Here is a 14560-nt window from a genome sequence, read left to right on the forward strand (position 1 = left end):
GCCCTCGGCACTAGCTGACCAACGGCTGTCCGAGCTCGACATCCATGCGGCGGAACGCGGTACTGAAGACATCCGCGACCACTCGACTCATTGATTCACAGAGCCGGTTCCAGTCCATGGCCTCACGGCGCACCGCCTCCTGCCCGACCCGAAAGTGGACTAATCGATTTCTCAATTCGTAGATAGCACGAGCCGCCGCGACCTTAACGTCATCAGCTGGCCCGACGTTCAACTGGTCACATATCTCGCGAAGGTCACCATCGTCCGCATACTGCAACACGAGGACAAGACTTTGAGCTTCGCGCGGGTACCATCCAATCTCTTTCTGCAGAACCGCGGCAATCGACTGCCACGACTCATCTACTTGCAGTGCTACTGCAAGCCTGCGGCACGCCTCGTATGCGTAAGTCGCCTCAATGCACCTATATAAGGCCATATACATGGCGGTCGGGTCCCAGTCGAAGATCGATCGACAAAGGGCACCATACGGCAAGTCGGCATTCTGAATGCTGGCTAGGTTGACCAACCCTTCCCGCAAACCCGCGTCTACCCACGACTCCCCCAGGGAGCATTCATCAACACCCAAGAGCAAAAAGACACGCCAAGTACTTTCGGCCGGCATGTTGGAGCATTCATATAGGCGCACCTCGGGAAAAAGCGAGTGAACGCTTCCGATGTCATGCCCTATATATCCAACGTCGCCCATCTTGCCGACTTCAACGATGTTCCGCACCATCGAGGCTGGCGCAACGGGGAGTGGGCGAAGCTCCGAGAGTATCGCCACGACGGCACCGCCGTTGGCCTCGACGGAAACCAGACCGTCGACGGAAGAGTCGAACTCAAACCCTACCGTCACGAAGTAGTGCGCCTCTTCGACTGCAATTCGAGCAATAGCGCGGCGCAGCCCAAAACGAACAACCTCAAGTATTCGCAGTTCCTTCAAGTACCGCTTGTCAGCGTCGTCGCTGGCGACGAATCGTCGAGCATCACCATTTGGCCATTCATCCCCTCGATCTCGACAGTAATCAAGTAGGTGGCCAAACAGTGCAGCGTTGGCTGCGATCATCTCCCGCGACATTTAGTTAGCCCGCCAGCAGGGCTCCATACTCGGTACCTCGAATTGATCCTCAATTAGAGCTTTGAACGCCTCATAAAAGACGGACCGCTCATAGCGACCAACCTGTCCGACGCGTCGGTCCAGCGTCTCTGCTAGAACATCTAGCTTCAAGAATTCGCCCAGCTGCTCGTCGTCGAGTTCGTTCAATCGGGCCAGAAGGGTGTCCGACCAACTCTGAACACGCGCAAGTCGGCGACCACGGTCATCGGCAGAAGTGTCGGCCCCCGGCCGGCCGAGGACATATGCACCGATCGCAACAATCAACCCAATTCGTGCGGGCTGCGCCCCAAAAACATCTTTACCCCGACTGTACCGTTGACCGGAACCGGCGTCGAATCGCGTGAAGGCTCTGTCTAGAGCCGCAAGAATCCCCATAGCGGAATAGAATTGCTCTTGGAACTCGGGCTCTGAGAGATTTTCCACGAAGTCTAGCCGCGAGAACTCGTCGGAGACGGCTTCTCTTGTATCGACAGACGTTTTCCGTAGCGAGAAGGCGATGTACAACTCGACCAAGTGACTACTCGAGTACTGTCCGGCGTCCACGCGCCGCCCTGGACTGTCGGGCGTGAACACCCTCTCGACACCTGAGACGCGGCCTACGATCTCTTCGATTAATGGCGCATAGATCACTGAAAGCTGACGACTGATCGTCCAGGGCACTTGGCCGGTGTTCAGCACCAACATTCGATAAATCATGCTTCTCACGTTGCTGGCGATCCAGAATTCAACGCGGATTGATCGAGATTTCAGTGCGTCGCTTATCTCGAGGGCCTCTAGCATTGCGGCAGTTCGCTGCATACCGTCGATAATCGAAAGCGTCTTGATGGTTCCTTCTGGCAGGAACTCGGCCACCGCCGAGGCGTCCTCCATAGGGAGCTTTCCGAATAGGTCGGCTGGAACGACGGCTCCGATGACCACCGGGGGCAGCACGGCCCCCAAGTTCAAGTCAGCAACCATCCGCGTGCGGATGCGTTTCGCCGTTGTAGTAGTCAACACGTCACGCTGACCAGTGAGCGACCCTTGGGACTCGTGCGCCTCTCGAATTAAGGTCACATAGTCAGGAACCGTCATAGTTGTCTGGACTGACCAACATTGAGTTCTATCGTCGAACAACCAATCCATCACGGGTTGAACCTCTCACACGATTGAGACGCCCGGCAAGCGACTCGCTGAGGCTGCTCGCGCGCTCGGTAGGCTGCGGAGGTTTGTGGGTGAACACTCAGCCCTCGGCTGAGCCTCCGGACAGGGTCCGGCTGATCGCCCGGGCAGCGGCCCGGACACCGGGCGCCATCGGCCGGACGGCGGCCGGCGAGCTGCCCCGCACCACGATCGACAGCGCCGCGACCACCTCGCCGCGGGCGGAGATCGGCGCCGCCACCGAGACCGCGTCGTCCGTGACCTGCCGGTCGCTGACCGCCACCCCGGCGCGGCGGACCTCGGCCAGGACGCGGCGCAGCTGCACCGGGTCGGTGATCGTCTGCGCGGTGTACCGGCGCAGCGGCGCGGCCAGCACCTGCTCCTGCACCTCGGCCGGGGCGTGCGCGAGCAGGACCAGCCCGACCCCGGTGGGCGGCAGCGCGAACCGGCCGCCGACCTCGGTGTAGACCGCGACCGCGTCCCGGGAGGCGAAGCGCTCGACGAACACCACCTCGACGCCGTCCCGCACCGCCAGCTGGACGTTCTCGTGGGTCACCTCGTAGAGGTCCTCCATGAACGGCAGGGCCGCCTCCCGCAGCCCCAGCCCGCGCGGCGCCAGGGCGCCGAGCTCCCACAGCCGCAGCCCGACCCGGTACCGGCCGTCGGGGTCCCGCTCGAGCCCGCCCCAGCTGCACAGCTCGGCGATCAGCCGGTGCGCGGTCGACAGCGGGACGTCGGTGGCCCGGGCGATCTCCGAGAGGGTCAGCGCGCGCCGGTCCCGGGTGAACGCGTCGAGGACGGCCAGCAGCTTGCTGCCCGCCGTCCGCCGCGCCGCCGGCCCGGCCGGGCTCAGAGCTCCAGGACGAGCTTCGGACACGCCGCACGGGAGACGCAGATGAACATCGTGTCGTTCGCCGCCTGCTCCTCCGGGGTCAGCAACGAGTCGCGGTGGTCGACGGTCCCCTCCAGCACCCCGGTCTCGCACGTGCCGCACGTCCCCTCCTGACAGGAGGAGAGGACCGGGATGCCCGCCTCCTCGACCACCTGCAGGATCGACTTGTCCGGCGGGACGGTCAGCGTCGTCCCCGACAGCGTCAGCTCGACGTCGAAGTCGCCGCTGAGCACCCGCTCGCCCTGCTCCTTGGGTGCGAATCGTTCCACGTGCAACGCCCCGGGCGGCCAGTCGGTGCAGCGCTGCTCCACCGCCGTCAGCAGGGGCTCGGGCCCGCAGCAGTACACCGCCGTGTCCGGCTGCGGGGTGCCCAGGATGCGGTCGAGGTCGATCAGCCCCACCTCGTCCTGCGGGTGCAGCGTGACCCGCAGGCCGTGCCCGGTCTTCGCCTCCAGCGCCTCCAGCGCCTGGAGGAAGGCCATCGACGTGCGGGTGCGCCCGCCGTAGTGGAACTCCCAGGTGGCGCCGGCCTCCTCGGCGGCCGCGGCCATCGGCAGGATCGGGGTGATGCCGATGCCGCCGGCGATGAAGACGTACCGCGCGGCGGGCACCAGCTCGAAGTGGTTGCGGGGCCCGCGGACGTCGACCTCCGCGCCCTCCTGCACCTGGTCGTGCACGAGGGCCGAACCGCCCCGGCCCGCCGGCTCCCGGAGCACGCCGATCTGCCAGACCGCCCGGTCGTGCGGGTCGCCGCACAGCGAGTACTGCCGGGTCAGCCCGCCGGGCAGCCGCAGGTCGATGTGCGCGCCGGGCGACCAGGCCGGCAGGTCGGCCCCGGTCGGGTCGCGCAGTTCCAGGACGACGACGCCCTCGGCACCCGTCGTCCGCCGGGTCACCTGCAGCCGCAGGTCGACCTCGTCATGGGTGCTGTGCACTGTTCTCCTCGTTCATGGTCCTGCCGCAGCCGGCATGCGTCCCCGGCTCCCTGCCGGGTCCGTCCCCGGACTCCCGCCAGGAGGGCGGGGACCTCCGGCGGCGGGTGGGTGGGGGTCCGCGCTCAGGCGGGGAGTGGCACCCGGCGGACGATCACCAGCGGGTCGGTCACCAGATGGGCCGGCGGGGTGGGCAGCGGGCCCGTCACCGAGGGCTCGACCGGGCCGCCCGCGGGGTGGTCGGGGTGGGCCAGCAGCCACTCCCACATCTCCACCGGGTCCGAGGCCTCGGCCTCGGCGCCGCAGTGGCACAGGCCGCGCAGCCGGTCGGAGCCGGGCAGCCAGTTGACCCGCAGCACCCGCTCGCCCTCGAGCACCTGGCGCGGCGCGGGCAGCGTCAGCCCGGGCTCGGTGCGCGACCCGTCCCGGGGCTCGGGGACGGTCACCGGGTGGCCGCCGCGGGGCTGCGGACACCGGCGGGGGTGCGGGCCGGCGGCGCGGCCGGGGCCTCCTCGCCGGCGCCCTCGGCCGCCAGCCGGGCGATGATCCGCCGGGCGGCCAGGCCGCCGGTGTCGATGTTGATGGAGAGCTCCTGGTAGCCGTCCGGCTCACCGGTGAGCACCTTCTCCAGCACGTCGAGGGCGACGACGTCCTGCAGCACGACGGTGCGGTTGCTCTCCCGGAGGAAGTCGGAGACCCCCTCGTCGTCGAGGGCGAAGTCCCGGGCGACGGCCCAGAAGTCGTGCGTGCTGGACTCCGTCTCCGGGGTGATCGCGTAGACGACCTCGACGTGGAAGGCGTCCGGGTCGCTGCCGTCGGCGTGGGGCAGCACCCCGACCGGGGCGATCCGGCTGTGCAGCTTGTACAGGCAGGGCGGGGTGAACTCGATGTCCTGCCAGCGGGTGATCCGGCCGGTGATGCCGGTGCTCTTCGCGTAGAACGGCGGGCACTCGGCGTCGGCCATGTGCCGGCTGACGTAGACGACCCCCGCGGCGTCGTCGACCTCGGTGGTGATCGGGGTGTCCGCCACCTCCGGCGTCCCGATGTAGCCGCCGTGCAGGTAGGTCTCGTGCGACAGGTCCATCAGGTTGTCGACCAGCAGGCTGGCCCGCGCAGCGAGCGGCTCCATGCCGCTGACCGTCGTCCACCCCTCCTGGGCCAGCCACGGCGCGCGCGGGATCGCGGTGCCCTCGGCCTTCTCGGCGTCGCCGATGAACACCCAGACGAAGCTGTCCTGCTCCACCACGGGGTAGCTCTTCAGCCGGGCGGTGCGCGGCACCCGCGTCTGGCCGGGGACGGCCACGCAGCCGCCGTCGGCGCCGTAGGTGAAGCCGTGGTACCCGCAGACGACGGTGTCGCCGACCAGGTGACTGGGCTCCTGGGAGAGCGGGAACCGGCGGTGCACGCAGCGGTCGCTCATCGCGGTGACCGCACCGGCCTCGGTCCGCCAGAAGAGGATCGACTCCCCGCAGATCGTGCGGCTGAACAGCTCGCGGCCGACCTCGCGACCGTAGGCGGCCACGTACCACTGGTTGCGCACGATCGACGTCATCGTCTCCCTCTCGCAGATGCCTGGACAGGTCGACAGTGACCGACCTCACGGACCTCCGGCTACGCCACTTCCGTCACACGGAAGCACGGCCGGCAGGCCGGCTCGGCGCCGACCGGGTTCACCGCACGGTCAGCCGGACCGGCATGCTGTGCCAGGCGCGCAGGGTGTTGTTGTGGTGCCGTTGGGCCGGGCCGGCGAGGGCGATCGTCCGCACCCGACGGGACAGTGCGGTGAGCACGGCCTCGGCCTCCAGGCGGGCGACGTGCTGACCCACGCACTGGTGCAGCCCCATGCCGAACCCCACGTGACCGGACGGGTCACGCCCCAGGTCGAAGGTGTCCGGATCGGTCCAGCGCCGCGGGTCGCGGTTGGCGGCGGCCAGGAACAGCAGGACCTTGCGCCCTTCGGGGACGACGACGCCACCGATGCGCACGTCGGCGGTCGTCGTCCGGAAGAACGTCTGGACGGGCGACTCCCAACGGATCGCCTCGTCGAAGGCCACCCGGGCCAGCGACGGGTCGGCGACCAGCCGCGCCCACTGGTCGGGGTGGGTCGCGAAGGCGTGGAGGATCGCCGACAGTGCGTGCACCGTCGTGTCCACCCCCGCGGTGAGCAGGGAGCGGACCACCAGCGGCGCCTGCTGCGGGGTGATCTCGCCACGGTCGGCCGCCGCCCAGATGGCCGCGCCGAAGCCGTCCTCGCTCAGCGCGGCACGGGCGCACTGCTCGCCCACCCAGCCCGACAGCTCCGCGACGCGGGGTGTGCCCTTGGCCACCAGGTCGTTGGCCGGCCCGAAGGCGTTGAACGCGTGGTCGCCGTAGGGCAGCAGGTTCTCGCGGCCGTCCGGCCCGAGGCCGACGGCGTCCGGGAACACCCGGAGCGGGAACGCCTGCGCCAGGGCGGGGACGGCGTCGAACTCGGTGCCTGCGGCGAGGACCTCGTCGACGAGCTGCTCGGCGTCGGCGGCCCAGCGGTCGCGCAGCCGCCGCAGCGCCCGCGGGCCGAGCACCGCCGTCAGCACCCGGCGAGGCGCGTCGTGCCGCGGCGGGTCGGCCTCCAGCAGCAGGCTCGGCGGCCGCCAGGGCTCCTCGGTGCGGAAGTTGGACAGTCCCACCCCGGCTGCGGACTGGAACTGCTGCCAGTCGACCAGCGCGGCCTGCACCTGCTCGTACCGGCTCAGCGCGTGCACGTCGTAACGGCTCAGGTAGACCACCGGCCCGGCCTCGCGCAGCTGGTGGTGGAGGGGCAGCGGGTCCTCGAGGACCTCGTGACCGAACGGGTCGGCGTCACTGACCGGCAGGTCGGTCGCCGGGCTGGGGGCGAGGGTCATGGTCGGCTCCAGGGGGGTCACGGTCAGAGGTCGAGGACGAGGCGGTCGCTGCAGGAGCGGGAGACGCAGGGGTACATGCAGTCGCCGGCGGCCCGCTCGTCGTCGCTGAGCAAGGAGTCGCGGTGGTCGGGGACGCCGGCCAGCACGGTGGTCTCGCAGGTGCCGCAGGTGCCCTGCCGGCAGGAGGACAGCACGTCCACACCGGCGGCGCCGAGCGCCTCCAGCACCGACACGTCCGGGGTGACGGTCACGGTGCGGCCGGTGCGGTGCAGCTGGACGTCGAAGGCCGCCGTGCGCACCGGAGGGCCCTGCTCGGCGGCGGCGAACCGTTCGGTGTGCAACGCCCGGGCCGGCCACGCGGCGCACGCGGCCTCCATCGCGGTCAGCAGCGGCGCCGGCCCGCAGCTGTAGACCTCGGTCCCCGGCCGCGGGTCGCCCACGAAGCCGGCGAGGTCCAGGAGGCCGGACTCGTCCTGCGGCCGCACCGCGACCCGGTCGCCGTACGCCGACAGCTCCGCCAGGAACGCCATGGAGCTGCGGGTCCGGCCGCCGTAGAGCAGTCGCCAGTCCGCGCCCAGCAGCTGGGCCTGGACGATCATCGGCAGCAGCGGGGTGATGCCGATGCCGCCGGCCACGAAGAGGTAGGACTCCGCGGGCACCAGCGGGAAGTGGTTCCGCGGGCCGCCGAGCCCCACCACGTGCCCGGGCTCCAGCTGCTCGTGCACGTACCGGGACCCGCCGCGGGACGCCGGCTCCAGCAGCACACCGACCCGGTAGCTGTGCGCGTCCCACCGGTCGCCGCACAGCGAGTACTGCCGGCTGAGGCCGTCGCCCAGGGTGAGGTCGACGTGCGCACCCGGCGTCCAGTCCGGGAGCCGCCCGCCGTCCGGCGCGGTGAGCGTCAGGGTCACGACGCCGTCCGCCACGCGGACCTTCTCCGCCACCTGCACCACCGTGCGGTCCACCGCGCTGCGGCGGGTCTCGTTCGACTGCTCCACCTGGGGCACTCCGACCTCCTCGTCGTCGTCGTCCGGCAGCGTGCGACACCGGTGACCTCCGGCTGGAGGTCTTTCTCAATGGACGAGAGACCGGTGTCACACTTCCTCCGTGGCGCGGACCCCGACCGGCGAGTCGGTGCTGGCCCGCGCCGTGCGGGTGCTGGACGCCTTCACCGCCGACGAGCCGGGCCTGACGGTCGGCGAGGTGGCCCGGCGCAGCGGTCTGCACGTGGCCACCGCGTCCCGGCTGGTCGCCGAACTGGTCGCCCACGGGCTGCTGGAGCGCGGTCCGGGGCGCGAGGTGCGGGTCGGCGTGCGGCTGTGGGAGCTCGGCGCGCGCGCCTCCCCCACGGTGTCGCTCCGCGACGCCGCCATGCCGTTCCTGGAGGACGTGCACGCCGTGGTCGGCCACCACGCCCAACTCGGTGTGCTGGACGGCGAGGACGTGCTCTTCCTCGAACGGCTCAGTGCCCGCGACGCCGTCATCAACTTCTCCCGGATCGCCGGCCGGCTGCCGTTGCCCACCTCGTCGTCCGGTCTGGTGCTGCTGGCGCACGCGCCGTACGACGTCCAGGAACGGGTGCTGTCGCGTCCGCTGCGCCCGATCACCCCGGCCGGGTTCGGTACGGCCGCTCCGCTGCGGACGGCGCTGGCCGAGGTCCGGCGGAGCCAGGCGGCGGTGCTCGCCGGACACCAGCACCCCGACGCGACCGGCGTCGCCGTCCCGGTCCGCGACGGTCGCGGCGACGTGGTGGCGGCCCTCTCGGTGATCGTCCCGAACGACGGCCGCGGGCGCGACCTCGTCCCGCTGCTGCTGGCCGCCGCGCGCGGCATCTCCCGGGCCCTCCGCGGGCCGGATGCACCGGTCGCGTGAGCACCGGGGACGACGGGCGCCCGGTCTACCGCGCTCTCCCGTCGCCGCCGCGGGGACGGCCCTCGCTGCCCGGGCCCGGCGGTCCGGCGAACGCCTGGGCGACGTCCAGCCACCGGTCGGCGTCCGGGCCGACGGCGACGAGGGCGAGGTCGGCCCGGGGGCGGCGTTGCACCACCCGCAGGCAGAAGTCCAGCACCGGCCCGCGCACCCGCTGCTCGGCGTCCTCGGGGCCGTCGGTCCAGGAGGAGCCGTCCTCCCGGGTGAGCTCCACCCGGATCGGCGCCGTCGGCGCAGGGAGCCCGTGGGCGGCGAACGCGAACCCCCGGGTGCGGACGCCGAGGTGGGCGACGTGGTCCAGCCGCGCGGAGGGTCGCGGAGGCCGGCCCAGGGCATCGCCGACGTCGACCCCGTGCGCCCAGGTCTCCATCAGCCGCGCGGTCGCCATCGAGGCGACGCTCATCGGTGGGCCGAACCAGGGCAGCCGGGTGCCCTCGGGCGCCGCGGACAGCGCGTCGGCCAGCCGTGCGCGCCCGGCCCGCCACCGGGCCAGCAGGGCAGCCGGCGGCGCGGCCGCCCCCTCGGCGGCTCCGCGGTCCACGGCGTCGGCCGGGTGGTCTGCCGCCCGGGCGGCGAAGGCGGCCGGGGCGGTGGCCGCGAGCAGGGCGATCTCGTCCGTCCAGGCCAGGTGCGCCACCTGGGCGGCGACGGTCCACCCGGCCGCGGGGGTGGGCCGGGCCCAGTCGGCCGGCGTCAGTGCGCCGAGCAACTCGTCGAGCGCCGTGCCCTCGGCCGCGAGGTCGGCCAGCAGCCCGGGTCTCACGGCGCCGCCGTCGCGATCCGGCGCAGCTCGGCGCGCTGCACCTTGGCCGAGGCGGTCATCGGCAGCTCGTCCACCACCCGCCACGACCGCGGCACCTTGAACGGCGACAGCCGTTCCCGGCAGTGCTCGGTCAGCTCGTCCGGCCGCGGGTCGCGGCCGCCGGCCGGGACGACGAAGGCCACCACCAGCTCCCCCCACCGCTCGTCGGGCACGCCGACCACCGCGGCCCGGGCGACGTCGGGGTGCTCGGCCAGCACCTCCTCGACCTCCACCGGGGACACGTTCTCCCCGCCGGTCTTGATCATGTCCTTCAGCCGGCCGACGACCCGGCAGGCGCCACCGGCGTCCATCTCGGCCAGGTCGCCGGTGTGCAGCCACCCGTCGGCGTCGATGGCCGCAGCGGTCGCCGCCGGGTCGTCGAGGTACCCGTCGGTGATCCGCTCGCCGCGCACCCAGAGCTCCCCCGGCGTCCCGGGCGGCACCACGGCGCCGTCCGGACCGGCGATCCGCACCTCGGTGCCGGCCAGCGGCGCCCCGACGGTCTCCCGGCGGACCGGGTCGGGGTCGGTCGGTGCGGTCAGCAGCACCGAGCCGCAGGTCTCGGTCATGCCGAAGGTGATCGACAGCCGCGCGCCGAACACCTGCTCCACCCGGTCGACGAACGCCGGCGTCACCGTCATCCCGCCGGTGAAGAGCACGCGCAGGTCGGGCAGCTCCGGCGGACCCTGAGCGGCCAGCAGGTCGAGCAGGGTGGGGGCGGCGGACAGCATGGTCACCCGGCGGTCGGCCAGGGCCTCCAGCACCGGACCGGGCGCGAACGGCAGGACGACGTGCTCGGCCCGTGCCCACAGCGCCCCGACGACCCCCAGCACGTTGCCCGCGGTGTGGAACAGCGGCATCGGGTTGCACCAGACCCGTCCGGCGGTCGGCCCCAGCCGGTCGGCGAAGGCGTGCCCGGTGAGGACCATCGCGCGGTGGGTGATCCGCACGCCCTTGGCCCGGCCGGTGGTCCCCGAGGTGAACTGCACCTGGGCCAGGCTCCCGGGGTCGACGACCGGCAGCTCCCCCGGCGCGGCCTCCGGCAGGGCTGCCCGCCAGTCGGCGCCGACCCGGACAACCTCGACCCCGTCGACCCCGGCACAGAGATCGGCCACCGGGTTGCCGGCGACGTCCTCGGCGGCGAAGACGCGGACCGCACCGGAGAGCCGGAGGGCGTGCTCCAGCTCCGCCGGCCGGGACCGGGGGTTGACCGGGACGAGGGTCATCCCGGCCAGGGCGACGCCCAGCTGCAGGAGCACCGCGGCGGGGCCGTTGCCCAGGCAGGTGGCGATCCGGGCGCCGGGCGCCCGGTCGGCCAGCAGCCCCGCGGCCACGGCCCGGGCGTCGGCCAGCAGCTGCGCTGCCGTCCAGGTGCCGCCGGTGGCCGGCGTGCTCAGCAGCAGGTCGTCAGGCCCCTGTCGGGCTGCCCGGTGGAGGACGTCGCCGAGCACGCCCTCCACCAGGTGCCCGGCCGGCGACCTGAGCTCGCTCACCCGCAGCGCCGGCACCGCTCAGCCCCCGTAGGAGAAGGACTCCGCGCTGGGGCCGCTGTACTCGTCCAGCAGTGCCAGACCGGCCTCGGCTGCGGCGTCCACCTTGGAGACGTAGACGGTGGTGGTGGGCGACTGGCCGGGCTGGGAGTAGTCCAGCCCGTCGGGCAGCAGGCCGTCGGTGTCCACCGAGGAGCTCTCCTGCAGGGCGGCGACGACGCCCTCCGGGGTCAGCTCACCGGACTCGCACGCGCCCTCGAGCGCCTGCCGGAGCAGCTCGGCCTGGACGTAGGCCAGCGGGACCTCCCAGCCCAGGTCGCCCTCGGGGGCGACGGACGCGTAGAGCTCGTTGGCGGCCTGGACGCCCGGGGCGTCCGAGGCGTACGGCGCGACGCTGGTGATGCTGTAGGCGTTGGCCAGCAGGGCGTCCGCGACCGGGCTGCCCAGCAGCGAGGGGTTGAACGTCGGGTTCATCCCGACGATCGGGATGTCGGCGCCCTGGGTGGCCAGCACCCCGGCGAGCGAGGCCAGCTGGGTCGGTGCCGCGGCGAGCACGACGCCCGCGACGTCGGCCTGGACCAGCGCCGAGGCCTGCGCGGAGAGGTCGGTGGTCTGCGAGGTGATCTCCTGGGCGACGATCTCCACCCCCCGCTCCTCCGCGGCGTGCTCCGCCCCCGCGAGGGCGTCGCCGCCGTAGTCGCCGGCGAAGTAGACGACGCCGATCTTGCCGCCCTCCGGCACGCCGAGCTCGTCGACCAGGTAGTCGACGGCGTTGGCGGCCTCGATCGCGTAGCTGGCACCGGGGAGCTGGTTGTTCTCGTACTGCAGCGCGGACCCGGTCCAGCCGACGCCGCCGACGTACACGTCGTCCTGCTCGGCCAGGGGCAGCACCGCGGCGCTCGTCGGGCCACCGAGGACCTGCTGCAGCGCGATGACGTCGGGCGCCATGCTGCGGTAGAGGGTCACCGCGCGCTGCGGGTCGTAGCCGTGGTCCTGCACGTCGACCACGACGTCCCGGTCGCAGACCCCGCCGTCGGCGTTGACCTGGTCCCAGTAGGCGTTGGTCTGGGTGACCTGCACCGCGGCGCCGGCGGCGAAGGGGCCCGACAGGTCGGTGAGCATGCCGACGGTGATCTCCGAGTCGGTCACCCCGGCCCCGGTGGTCACGTCCCCCTCCGCTCCGCCGCCACCGTCACCGCCGGACGCGTTCGGGTCCGTGGTGCTGCAGGCGGCCAGCGCGAGCATCGCGGCAGCCGCGACGGAGAGCGCACAGGTGCGGGGCAGGTGCTTCATCGGGTGGTCTCCTTCGACCGGGGGTGGGTGACCGCGGCCGGGTGGCCGCCGTCGGACGTGTCGAGGTCGGGTGAGCTGGGACCGGGCGAGCCAGGCCCGGGCGTGGCCGGCTCGCCTGTGCCGGGGCCCCCGCGGTGGCGGAGCCGCCGGGCGGCGCCGGCGAGCCCGCCGCGCAGGAAGACCAGGACGGCGATGATCGCCAGCCCGTAGACGATCCGGCTGGCCGTGGACGGGTCCAGCCCGCCCGAGCCGGGCGCGGCGAGGAAGGGCAGCGCGGAGCTGTACTCGGCCAGCACCAGCGGCAGCGCGGTCACGAACAGCGCCCCGACGACGGCGCCGGCCACCGAGCCCAGCCCGCCCAGCACGATCATCACCAGGAAGTCGACCGACGCGGTCAGGGAGAACACGTCCGGGGCGACCCGGCCGTAGGCGAGGGCGAGCATCGCCCCGGCGGTCCCGGCGTAGGCGGAGGAGACGACGAAGGCCGCCGCCTTCGCCCGGGCCACCCCGATGCCCATGGCGGCCGCCGCGGTCTCGGAGTCGCGCACGTTGGCCCAGGCCCGGCCGGTGCGGCTCGTGCGCAGGTTCGCGGCCAGCCAGCAGGCCACGACCGCGAGCAGCAGGAACAGGTACCAGAGCCGGTGCAGACCCTCGAACTCCACGCCACCGACGGCGAGGTAGTCGGGGTCGCGGTTGCTGAAGCTGAAGCCGCCCAGCGCGAAGGACTCGACCGACCGGCCGGTGAACCCGCCGGTCCAGTCGGTGAGGTTGAGCAGCAGGTGCCGCACGATGAAGACCAGCCCCAGGGTGGCCAGCCCCAGGTAGATGCCCCGCAGCCGGCCGGCGACGGGCGAGAAGGCGGCCCCCACCCCCGCCGCGACGAGTGCGGCCAGCACCAGGCCCAGCACCGGCGGCAGGCCGGCGCCGGTGACCGACGTCGTGGTCTCACCGGTGGACCAGGCGTACACGTAGGCGCCGATCGCGGCGAAGGCCGCGTGCCCCAGGGACAGCTGCCCGGCGACGCCGACCAGCAGGGTCAACCCGACCGCACCGATGGCCGCGGCCATCACGAACAGCCCGGTCTGCAGCCAGAAGTCGTTCAGCACGAGGGGCAGGGCCAGGGCGACGGCGAGGAGCACGAGCCCCCCGATCCGGCGGAGGTGGTCAGACACGGACGGCCTCCTTGCTGCCCAGCAGACCCGAGGGCCGCACGAGCAGGACGACGATCATGACCACGTACGGCGCGACCTCGCCGAAGCCGGTGCCGAGGAAGCCCTCGAGGTCGCCCTCGTAGCCGGTGACCAGGGCACTGGTGAGCCCGATGAGCAGACCGCCGACGACGGCGCCGGGAACCGAGTCGAACCCGCCGAGCACCCAGGCGGGGATCGCGGCGAAGGCGCTGAGCGCGATGGTCGGGGCGACGCCCGGCGAGGGGAAGGAGGTGAGGAAGACGCCGGCGACCGCGGCGAGCACCCCCGCCAGCGCCCAGCCGGTGGCCGCGGTGCGGGACAGCCGGATGCCCATGAGGGAGGCGGTCGGGCCGTCGGCGGCCGCGGCCCGCATGCCCACGCCGAGGTCGGTGCGGGAGAAGAGGTACCAGAGGGCGGCGAAGGCGACCACGGTCACGCCGGCCGCCACCACCCGCCCGGTGGGCAGCGCGATCTCGCCGAAGCGGACCACCGAGGCCCCCCAGGGCGCGCCCACGGGGAGCACCTGGTTGCCGATCCGCCGGGTCAGCTCGGTGAGCAGCACGATGTCCACCCCGAGCATGAGGATGGCCGCCGTCCCGGGGTTCGGGTCGGCGAGGTTGCGCACCAGCAATGCGTTGATCAGCACCCCGACGAGCGCGGCGCCGAGCAGCGCGACCAGCATCGCGGGCCAGAACCCGATCGTCGGGTGCAGGACCGCCACGAGGTAGGCCCCCAGCAGCACGATCGAGCCGTGCGCGAAGTTCAGCACCCCGGTCGAGGTGAAGACGATCGCGAAGCCGGCGGCGATCAGGCTCAGCACCAGGCCGTAGGACAGGCCGTTGAGCACCTGGGTGAGGAAGTAGCTCATCTCGGGGCCTCCGCTCCGACGTCGTGCC

12 protein-coding genes and 2 pseudogenes are annotated in these 14560 nt (G+C 72.3%); 1 reads left to right on the plus strand and 13 read right to left on the minus strand.

Annotated elements, in window-relative coordinates; genetic code table 11:
* Positions 1 to 10: 10 nt before the first annotated feature.
* The 8 genes and pseudogenes from FB380_RS04275 to FB380_RS25825 form a co-directional block, all read right to left on the minus strand.
* Complete coding sequence (locus tag FB380_RS04275) at positions 11 to 1066, minus strand: hypothetical protein (protein WP_166753995.1); 1056 nt, start codon at positions 1064 to 1066, stop codon at positions 11 to 13.
* A gap of 12 nt (positions 1067 to 1078) precedes the next feature.
* On the minus strand, positions 1079 to 1969 hold the full coding sequence (locus FB380_RS24075; RefSeq protein WP_208382751.1) for a hypothetical protein: 891 nt from the start codon (positions 1967 to 1969) through the stop codon (positions 1079 to 1081).
* A gap of 367 nt (positions 1970 to 2336) precedes the next feature.
* Positions 2337 to 3131 carry an IclR family transcriptional regulator gene (locus FB380_RS04285; RefSeq protein WP_166753996.1) on the minus strand — a complete coding sequence of 265 codons (795 nt, stop codon included), beginning with the start codon at positions 3129 to 3131 and terminating at the stop codon, positions 2337 to 2339.
* A pseudogene (locus FB380_RS04290) lies at positions 3104 to 4021 on the minus strand (PDR/VanB family oxidoreductase); the annotation flags it as partial. The gene FB380_RS04285 and the pseudogene FB380_RS04290, both read right to left, overlap by 28 nt.
* A gap of 182 nt (positions 4022 to 4203) precedes the next feature.
* Positions 4204 to 4524 (minus strand): hypothetical protein, encoded by a 321-nt coding sequence (locus FB380_RS04295; RefSeq protein ID WP_166753289.1) that lies wholly within the window; start codon positions 4522 to 4524, stop codon positions 4204 to 4206.
* Complete coding sequence (locus FB380_RS04300; protein ID WP_166753998.1) at positions 4521 to 5630, minus strand: aromatic ring-hydroxylating oxygenase subunit alpha; 1110 nt, start codon at positions 5628 to 5630, stop codon at positions 4521 to 4523. Before FB380_RS04300 ends, FB380_RS04295 begins: the two co-directional genes overlap by 4 nt.
* Positions 5631 to 5748: 118 nt before the next feature.
* Complete coding sequence (locus FB380_RS04305) at positions 5749 to 6960, minus strand: cytochrome P450 (RefSeq protein WP_166753999.1); 1212 nt, start codon at positions 6958 to 6960, stop codon at positions 5749 to 5751.
* A gap of 23 nt (positions 6961 to 6983) precedes the next feature.
* Positions 6984 to 7907, minus strand: a pseudogene (locus tag FB380_RS25825) (PDR/VanB family oxidoreductase); the annotation flags it as partial.
* A 160-nt stretch (positions 7908 to 8067) separates the two neighbouring features.
* Here FB380_RS25825 and FB380_RS04315 point away from each other — a divergent pair.
* Positions 8068 to 8832: an IclR family transcriptional regulator gene (locus FB380_RS04315; RefSeq protein WP_166754000.1), complete on the plus strand. Its 765-nt coding sequence runs from the start codon at positions 8068 to 8070 to the stop codon at positions 8830 to 8832.
* A gap of 25 nt (positions 8833 to 8857) precedes the next feature.
* Here the strand turns inward: FB380_RS04315 and FB380_RS04320 are convergent, their stop codons facing one another.
* From FB380_RS04320 to FB380_RS04340, 5 genes are read right to left on the minus strand one after another with little or no spacing between them, the layout of a single operon-like run.
* Complete coding sequence (locus FB380_RS04320; protein WP_166754001.1) at positions 8858 to 9652, minus strand: TIGR03084 family metal-binding protein; 795 nt, start codon at positions 9650 to 9652, stop codon at positions 8858 to 8860.
* Positions 9649 to 11184, minus strand: a complete 1536-nt coding sequence (locus tag FB380_RS04325) for a class I adenylate-forming enzyme family protein (protein WP_229681970.1) — start codon at positions 11182 to 11184, stop codon at positions 9649 to 9651. The genes FB380_RS04320 and FB380_RS04325 overlap by 4 nt, the downstream gene beginning before the upstream one ends.
* A gap of 18 nt (positions 11185 to 11202) precedes the next feature.
* Positions 11203 to 12474 carry an ABC transporter substrate-binding protein gene (locus FB380_RS04330; protein WP_166754003.1) on the minus strand — a complete coding sequence of 424 codons (1272 nt, stop codon included), beginning with the start codon at positions 12472 to 12474 and terminating at the stop codon, positions 11203 to 11205.
* Positions 12471 to 13646 (minus strand): branched-chain amino acid ABC transporter permease, encoded by a 1176-nt coding sequence (locus FB380_RS04335; protein ID WP_166754004.1) that lies wholly within the window; start codon positions 13644 to 13646, stop codon positions 12471 to 12473. Before FB380_RS04335 ends, FB380_RS04330 begins: the two co-directional genes overlap by 4 nt.
* A complete protein-coding gene (locus tag FB380_RS04340) occupies positions 13639 to 14532 on the minus strand; it encodes a branched-chain amino acid ABC transporter permease (RefSeq protein WP_166754005.1) in 894 nt (297 codons plus the stop codon). Before FB380_RS04340 ends, FB380_RS04335 begins: the two co-directional genes overlap by 8 nt.
* Positions 14533 to 14560: the final 28 nt, after the last annotated feature.

Source organism: Modestobacter marinus (genome assembly GCF_011758655.1).
GTDB classification, from domain to species: domain Bacteria; phylum Actinomycetota; class Actinomycetes; order Mycobacteriales; family Geodermatophilaceae; genus Modestobacter; species Modestobacter marinus.